The 7,513-nt window shown below is 74.4% G+C and carries 6 protein-coding genes and 1 pseudogene; 2 read left to right on the top strand and 5 right to left on the bottom strand.

Annotated elements, in window-relative coordinates; genetic code table 11:
- Positions 1 to 230, top strand: a pseudogene (locus ABD317_RS31035) (alpha/beta hydrolase); the annotation flags it as partial.
- A gap of 275 nt (positions 231 to 505) precedes the next feature.
- On the opposite strand, the gene ABD317_RS31030 reads toward ABD317_RS31035, so the two are convergent.
- The 3 genes from ABD317_RS31030 to nsdA all read right to left on the bottom strand — a co-directional run bounded on the left by ABD317_RS31030 (position 506) and on the right by nsdA (position 3,953).
- Positions 506 to 844, bottom strand: a complete 339-nt coding sequence (locus ABD317_RS31030; RefSeq protein WP_027754968.1) for a P-II family nitrogen regulator — start codon at positions 842 to 844, stop codon at positions 506 to 508.
- Entirely contained in the window at positions 841 to 2,166 is a 1,326-nt protein-coding gene (locus ABD317_RS31025; protein WP_027754969.1) for an ammonium transporter, read from the bottom strand. Before ABD317_RS31025 ends, ABD317_RS31030 begins: the two co-directional genes overlap by 4 nt.
- A gap of 248 nt (positions 2,167 to 2,414) precedes the next feature.
- Positions 2,415 to 3,953 carry a transcriptional repressor NsdA gene (nsdA, locus tag ABD317_RS31020; RefSeq protein WP_344294232.1) on the bottom strand — a complete coding sequence of 513 codons (1,539 nt, stop codon included), beginning with the start codon at positions 3,951 to 3,953 and terminating at the stop codon, positions 2,415 to 2,417.
- A gap of 402 nt (positions 3,954 to 4,355) precedes the next feature.
- Between nsdA and ABD317_RS31015 the strand changes: the two genes are divergently transcribed.
- Positions 4,356 to 5,048 carry a bifunctional DNA primase/polymerase gene (locus ABD317_RS31015; protein ID WP_344294230.1) on the top strand — a complete coding sequence of 231 codons (693 nt, stop codon included), beginning with the start codon at positions 4,356 to 4,358 and terminating at the stop codon, positions 5,046 to 5,048.
- Between the two features lie 51 nt (positions 5,049 to 5,099).
- Here the strand turns inward: ABD317_RS31015 and ftsY are convergent, their stop codons facing one another.
- Positions 5,100 to 6,323, bottom strand: coding sequence for a signal recognition particle-docking protein FtsY (ftsY, locus tag ABD317_RS31010; protein ID WP_344294228.1), 1,224 nt, complete (start codon positions 6,321 to 6,323; stop codon positions 5,100 to 5,102).
- A gap of 82 nt (positions 6,324 to 6,405) precedes the next feature.
- Positions 6,406 to 7,513, bottom strand: a 1,108-nt coding sequence (locus ABD317_RS31005; protein WP_344294226.1) for an AAA family ATPase, incomplete at its 5' end; no start/stop codon positions are given.

Genomic DNA, 7,513 nt, shown 5'->3' with positions numbered 1-7,513 from the left:
CGGTGTACTCCGAGGCGTGGGCGGAGCTGCGCGCCATGGCGGCGCCGGGGCGGCACTTCCTGTCGTTCGACGGCCGCGACGGCGGGCGCAGCGCCGAGGTGTTCGGCGACCTGGCGCACGCCCGGCGGATCGCCGTCCTCGTACCCGGCACGGACACCGGCCTCGACTCGTACGGGCGCTTCCGCGCCGGCGCCGAGGCGCTGCGCCGCGCGCTACGCGACCGCGCGGCCGGGGCCCTGGACAGCACCCCGGACGCACCGGACGCACCGGACGCACCGGACGCACCGGGCCGTCCGCCGGCCGGCGCCCCCCGCGCGGGCCCCCGGTCGCCCGTCAGGGTTCCGGCCTCCGCCGGACCCCCGCCCGCGGGCGCGCGCTCCCCCTGCTGTCCGCCCGGCTGCTGTCGTCCGGTGTCCGTCACCCACGTACTCCCGCCAGTTGGTCCGCCCGCGGCCGGCCCGCCCCGTCGCGGGCCGGCCGTGGGCGGAGGCCGCCGACCGCGCGGTCAGAGCGCGTCGGGGCCGCGCTCGCCCGTTCGTACCCGTACCGCCGTGTCGACCGGTACGCTCCACACCTTGCCGTCGCCGATCTTGCCGGTGCGCGCGGCCTTCATCACGACCTCGACCAGCTGTTCGGCGTCGTCGTCCGCGACCAGCACCTCGATACGCACCTTCGGCACGAGGTCGACGGTGTACTCCGCGCCCCGGTACACCTCGGTGTGGCCGCGCTGCCTGCCGTAGCCGCTGGCCTCCGTGACCGTCAGCCCCTGCACCCCGAAGGCCTGCAGGGCCTCCTTCACCTCGTCCAGCCGGTGCGGCTTGATCACTGCCGTGATGAGCTTCACGCGTCCACCCTCTTCTCCGCGGCCGCGGCCGCCCTGTCCGTACCCGTCGGCTGACCGCCCACGGCCGCCGTCGCCGGCGCGCCGGCCGCCGCGGAGCCGACGCCGCTGTAGTCGTACGCGCTCTCCGCGTGCTGCGACTGGTCGACGCCCGCCAGCTCCTCGTCCTCGCTGACCCGGAAGCCCATCAGCCGGTCGATGCCCTTGGCAAGCAGCCAGGTGACGACGAACGTGTAGACGAGCACCACGCCCGCGCCGGCCGCCTGCCGGCCGAGCTGCTCCAGCCCGCCGCCGTAGAACAGACCGATGTCGTCGATGGCGAAGAAGCCGATCGCGAGGGTGCCGACGATCCCGCCGACCAGGTGGACGCCGACGACGTCGAGCGAGTCGTCGTAGCCCAGCTTGTACTTCAGGCCCACGGCCCAGGCGCAGACGACACCCGCGATGATCCCGATGGCCACCGCGCCCACGGCGTTCACGGACGCGCCGGAGGGGGTGATCGCCACCAGGCCGGCGATGGCGCCGGACGCCGCGCCGAGCATGGTGACGGAGCCGTGCCGCAGCTTCTCGTAGATCAGCCAGCCGACGACCGCGGCGCCGGTGGCGACCTGGGTGTTGAAGAGCATCGTCGCGGCGACGCCGTCGGCGGCCAGCTCGGAGCCGGCGTTGAAGCCGAACCAGCCGAACCACAGCAGCGCGGCGCCCAGCAGCACGAAGGGCAGGTTGTGCGGGCGCATCGGGTCCTTCTTGAAGCCGACGCGCTTGCCGACGACGAGGACGGCCGCGAGGGCCGCGACGCCGGCGTTGATGTGCACGGCGGTGCCGCCCGCGAAGTCGATGGCCTTGATGTCGCCGTTCAGGCCGATGAAGCCCTCGGGGCCCCAGACCCAGTGGGCGACGGGGAAGTAGACGACCGTGACCCACAGGGCGATGAACAGGGCCCAGGCGGTGAACTTCACCCGGTCCGCGAGGGCGCCGCTGATGAGCGCGGGGGTGATGATGGCGAACATCAGTTGAAAGGCCGCGAACGCCAGCACCGGGATGCCCTCGTCGCCGCCCGTCAGCGTGTCCGGGGTGATCTCCGCCATCCCGACGTGGTCGAGGTTGCCGAGGATGCCTCCGCCGATGTCGTCGCCGAAGGTGAGGCTGTAGCCGTACAGCACCCACAGGATGCTGACGATGCCCAGCGAGACGAAGCTCATCATCAGCATGTTCAGGGTGCTCTTGACCCGCACCATGCCCCCGTAGAAGAAGGCAAGACCGGGCGTCATCAACATGACCAGCGCCGCGCTGATCAGGACGAATGCGGTATCAGCGCCATTCAACGTCGCTTCTCCTCTGCGTGCGGCCCGTGCGGGCTGAAAGGTTGGGGCCGGGAATGCGCAAGAGGCTGGCGCAGCGGGGTTTCCGCCACCGCCCCCCGGTGTTTCGGGAGTGTGACGAAGGCCGCGGAGGTGTTACGGGGCGATGAACTCCCCGTGGGCGCGGGGCGGCGCGGTTATTCTCAGCCGCACCACGGGGGGCGGCCCGTCCGGGGGACGGGCCGGGTGTCCTGGAAGCCGCGGGCGGGTTCTCAGCCGGCGGCTTCCAGGGTCTCCGGCAGCTCGCGGGCGAGCCGGTCGGCGAGGTCGGCGACCTCGCCCACGCCGCCGTAGCGGCGCACGGCGGTGTCGACGGTTCTGCGCAGCCGGGTGTTGACCCGCTCGGAGCGCACCTGCCGGGCCACGGTCAGGGCCTTGCCGGCGCACAGCGCGCACCGCTCGGGCTGCTCCTCCAGCAGGTGGACGGTGGCTAGGCCGACGAGGTTGAGCGCGTACGAGCGGCGGCGTTCGGCGTCGGCGGCGAACAGTTCGACGGCGCGCGCCATGACGGGCCGGGCGAGGGCGGCGTAGGTGGGGCTGCGGCCGGCGACGTACGCGAGGTCGCGGTAGGAGTGGGCGTTCTCGCTGTGCAGTTCGGCCTCGGAGAAGAAGCGGAGCCAGTCGGGCTCGGGGTGGCCGGGGTCGATCTCGGTGAAGCAGTCCTCGGCCATGCGGACGGCGCGGTGGCAGCGGTCGGGCCGGCCGAGGTTGGCGTACGCGCGGGCCTCCATCGCATACAGCATCGACTGGGTGCGGGCGGTGGCGCTGTCGCGGCTGCCGTACTGCGCGAGGTGGACCAGTTCCAGGGCGTCGTCGGCGCGGCCGAGGTGGATCATCTGGCGGGCCATGCTGGACAGGACGTACGCGCCGAGCGGCCGGTCGCCGGCCTCCTTGGCGGCGTGCAGGGCGAGGACGAAGTACTTCTGGGCGGTGGGCTGGAGGCCCACGTCGTAGCTCATCCAGCCGCCGAGCTGGGAGAGTTCGGCGGTGATGCGGAACAGCCGGCCGGTGACGGCGGGCGGGTGCGGCTCCTGCAGCAGGTCGGTGATCTCGTGCAGGTGGCCGATGACGGCCTTGCGGCGCAGGCCGCCGCCGCACTGGGCGTCCCACTGGCGGAACATGGCGGTGGTGGTCTCCAGCAGGTCCAGCTCGGGGTCGGAGAGCGCGACGGGGCGCCCGGGACCGGCGGGCCCGGCACCGGGCGCGGCGGCGGAGGCGGCCGGTCCGGGGAGGGCCGGGGGGCCAGCGGGGGCCGCGGGGGGCTGGGCCAGCCAGCGCTGCATGGGCTCGACCAGGACGGGTCCGGCGGCGACGTTCAGGGAGGTACCGAGGAAGCCGCGGCGGGCGAGCATGAGGTCGCTGCGCGAGAACTCGCTGATCTGCTCGACGGTCTCCCGGGCGTTCCAGGGCAGGTCGATGCCGGAGACCGCGGGGCGGGGGCGGGCGGCGTGCAGGCCGAGCTGGTCGACGCCCACGACGCAGCCGAAGCGCTCGGAGAACAGTTCGGAGAGGATCCGCGGGATCGGCTCGCGCGGCTGCTCGCCGTCGAGCCAGCGGCGGACGCGGGAGGTGTCGGTGCTGATGTGGTGCGCGCCGAGCCGGCGGGCGCGGCGGTTGACCTGCCGGGCCAGCTCGCCCTTGGACCAGCCGCTGCGCATGAACCAGGAGGTCAGCTCCTCATTGGGGCTCTTGCCCGCGCCGGTGGCGCCGGTCCGGCTGCCGCCCGTGCCGTCCAACTCCAACGCCCCCATCCCGCCTCGGCCGTCGTGGTGCCTCCGGATTATCCCCGGAACCGGAGCCCCCGAAGCCCGGTGGGAATTCCTGCCGTTGGCATATCCATCTGTCGCATGCCGCCGTCGCCGACACCGAAAGTAATCCTACGATCACCGTTTCGCGAGCGGGGTTCGGGAATCGCCACCATTCGCCACCCCTACGAGTGAACACCGCGCCAGGGACACGCGGTTGACTTGACGAGGGACGACATCGCAACCGGCGGGGTGGTGTCCGGCGGGGCGCGCGCCACGGGTCACGCTACCCTCCGGCGCGCCATCACACCCCGGATGCACCTCCCTGACAGCACAGTGTTACCAGCAAACTGCTGTGGGTGAGACAGGTGCAGTAACCAACCGCACCGGCGAGCAGTTGGAGGGGGCATGGGTTTCACGATCGGCGGTATCCGCGGGCGACGCGACATCGGATCCGGCCGGCGCGGCACCCGTACGTCCGCCGGGCACGCGGCGACGGCCGTGGCGGAGTACACCGGCCTGTGGGGCTGGGACGTGCTGCCCGGCGCCCCCCTGGTGCGCGCCCCCGGCGGCGGGCGCGTCTGCTCCTGCGCCGCGGGCGGCGCCTGCCCCGCCCCCGGCGAGCACCCGCTGCCCGACGCCCGTCCCGTCCCCGCCGGCACCCCGCTGGACGAGGTGGCCGACGCCTGGGCGGACCCGCCCGGGGCCGCGGTGCTGCTGCCGGTGGGCCGGGCGTTCGACGCCCTGGAGGTCAGCGCCGCCGCCGGGCGGCGGGCACTGCCGCGGCTGGAGCGCATGGGGCTGCCGCTCGGCCCCGTCAGCGTCGCCCCCGACGGGCGGGCGCACTTCTTCGTCGCCCCCGGCGCCGCCGCCGAGCTGCCCCGGCTGCTGTACCGCATGGGCTGGGACGGCGCCCGGCTCGACCTGCGCGGCCTCGGCCCCGGCGACCACCTGCTGGCCCCGCCCTGCGACCTGCGCGGCCTCGGCCCGGTGCGCTGGCTGCGCCCGCCGACGCTGGACACGGCCGGCGGCCCGCCGCCGGCACGGCTGCTGCTGGGCACCCTGGCGTACGCGCAGAGCTGCTGGCTGCGCTCGGGCTGACGCCGGCGGCGCGCCGCCCGGGCGCGGCCCGGCGGCCACCGCCCGCCCGGCTCAGTCGCCGACCAGCGCGTCCACGAACGCCTCGGGCTCGAACGGCGCCAGGTCGTCCGCGCCCTCCCCCAGGCCCACGAGCTTGACCGGCACGCCCAGCTCCCGCTGCACCGCGATCACGATGCCGCCCTTGGCGGTCCCGTCCAGCTTGGTCAGCACCAGCCCGGTGATGTCCACGACCTCCGCGAAGACCCGCGCCTGCACCAGCCCGTTCTGCCCGGTGGTGGCGTCCAGCACCAGCAGCACCTCGCCGACCGGCCCGTGCTTCTCCACCACCCGCTTGACCTTGCCCAGCTCGTCCATGAGCCCGGTCTTGGTGTGCAGCCGCCCGGCGGTGTCGATGAGCGCCGCGTCGGCGCCCTCGTCGATGGCCTCCTTCACCGCGTCGTACGCGACGGACGCCGGGTCTCCGCCCTCCGGCCCGCGCACGGTACGGGCGCCGACCCGCTCGCCCCACGTCTGCAGCTGGTCCGCGGCGGCGGCCCGGAAGGTGTCGGCGGCGCCGAGCACCACGGACTTGCCGTCGGCGACCAGCACCCGGGCGAGCTTGCCGGTGGTGGTGGTCTTGCCGGTGCCGTTCACGCCGACGACCAGCACGATGCCCGGCACCTCGGCGCCCTCGGGGCCGACGGACTCGTCGGTGTGCACCGTCCGGTCCGCCTCCGTGCCGACGAGCGTCAGCAGCTCCTCGCGCAGCAGCGCCCGCAGCTCCTCGGGCGTGCGCGTACCCAGCACCTTGACGCGCTCGCGCAGCCGCTCGACCAGCTCCTGCGTCGGCTGCACGCCGACGTCGGCGGTCAGCAGCGTGTCCTCGATCTCCTCCCAGGTGTCCTCGTCGAGGTGTTCGCGGGAGAGGAGGCCGAGCAGCCCCTTGCCCAGGGAGTTCTGCGAGCGGGCCAGCCGGGCGCGCAGCCGTACGAGCCGACCCGCCGCCGGGGCGGGGACCTCCGGCTCGGGCGGCGCCTCGGGTGCCGGCGGCTCGGCGACGGCGGTGCCGGCGGCGGCTGTGCCCTCGCCGGGCAGGCCCACCTCTTCGATGGTCCTGCGCTTCTCGTCGCTCGGCTCCCCCGCCTCGTCGCCGACCTGCGGCTCGGCGGGGGGCCGTGGGCCGGGCGACGGCGGCGGCGCGGGCGGCTGCTTCCGGCGGCGGGAGCCGACGACCAGGCCGCCCGCGGCGAGCACGGCGACGACGGCAATGGCGATGACGATGAGGATGATGTCCATAACGCACACCAGTATCGCCCGCCCGCGCGGTCCGCGAAGCACCCCGCCCGCTTCCGGCTCCGCGGGGGCCGCCCGCCGGCGGTCAGCTGAGCCGCTGGCTGATCACCTTGGAGACGCCGTCGCCCTGCATCGAGACGCCGTAGAGGACGTCGGCGACCTCCATCGTGCGCTTCTGGTGCGTGATCACGATGAGCTGCGAGGTGCGCTGCAGCTCCTGCATGAGCCGCACCAGGCGCTGCAGGTTGGTGTCGTCCAGCGCCGCCTCGACCTCGTCCATCACGTAGAAGGGGCTCGGCCGGGCCATGAAGATCGCCACCAGCATCGCCACCGCCGTCAGCGACCGCTCGCCGCCGGAGAGCAGCGACAGCCGCTTGACCTTCTTGCCCGGCGGGCGCGCCTCCACCTCCACGCCGGTGTTGAGCATGTCGTCCGGGTCGGTGAGGACGAGGCGGCCCTCGCCGCCGGGGAAGAGGCGGGAGAAGACGCCCTCGAACTCGCGGGCGGTGTCGTGGAAGGCGTCGGTGAAGACCTGCTCGACGCGCTCGTCGACCTCCTTGACCACCTGCAGCAGGTCGGCCCGGGTGCGCTTGAGGTCGTCGAGCTGCTCGGTGAGGAACTTGTGCCGCTCCTCCAGCGCCGCGAACTCCTCCAGCGCCAGCGGGTTGACCTTGCCAAGCTTGGTGTACGCGCGCTCCGCGGCCTTCAGCCGCTTCTCCTGCTCGGCGCGCACGTACGGCCGCGAGCCGTCTCGCGGGTGCGACCCCGCGGCGGAGCCGCTGTCGGACTCTGCCTCGGGCAGTTCCTCGCCCTCCGCGGGCAGCGACGGCGGTACGGGCTGGTCCGGCCCGTACTCGGCCACCAGGTCGGCGGGCTCGACGCCCAGCTCCTCCAGCGCCCGGCCCTCCAACTGCTCGATGCGCAGCCGCTTCTCCGCGCCGAGCACCTCGCCGCGGTGGACGGAGTCGGTCAGCTTGTCCAGCTCGTCGGCCAGCTCGCGGGAGAGCCGGCGCTGCCGGCCGAGGTCCTGCTCGCGCTCGGCGCGCGCCCGCTCGGCGGCGGTGCGCTCCTCCTCGGCGCGGGCGAGGGAGACCTCGACGTGCGCGAGGAGCTGCCGGGCGCCGGCTCCGACGGCGGTGGCGACGGCCGCCTCGTGCCGCAGCCGGGCGCGGCGCCGCTCGGCGCGGGTGCGG

This window comes from Streptomyces synnematoformans, assembly GCF_039531005.1.
GTDB lineage: Bacteria > Actinomycetota > Actinomycetes > Streptomycetales > Streptomycetaceae > Streptomyces > Streptomyces synnematoformans.
Note: the sequence above shows the minus strand (reverse complement) of the source record. Positions and strands in the feature narration are given on the sequence as shown.

What these genes read in the sequence shown, in the direction of transcription:
- nsdA (WP_344294232.1), bottom strand. Translation starts at nt 3,953, where the DNA reads ATGGGGGCGTTGGAGTTGGACGGCACGGGCGGCAGCCGGACCGGCGCC.
- ABD317_RS31015 (WP_344294230.1), top strand. Translation starts at nt 4,356, where the DNA reads ATGGGTTTCACGATCGGCGGTATCCGCGGGCGACGCGACATCGGATCC.
- ftsY (WP_344294228.1), bottom strand. Translation starts at nt 6,323, where the DNA reads ATGGACATCATCCTCATCGTCATCGCCATTGCCGTCGTCGCCGTGCTC.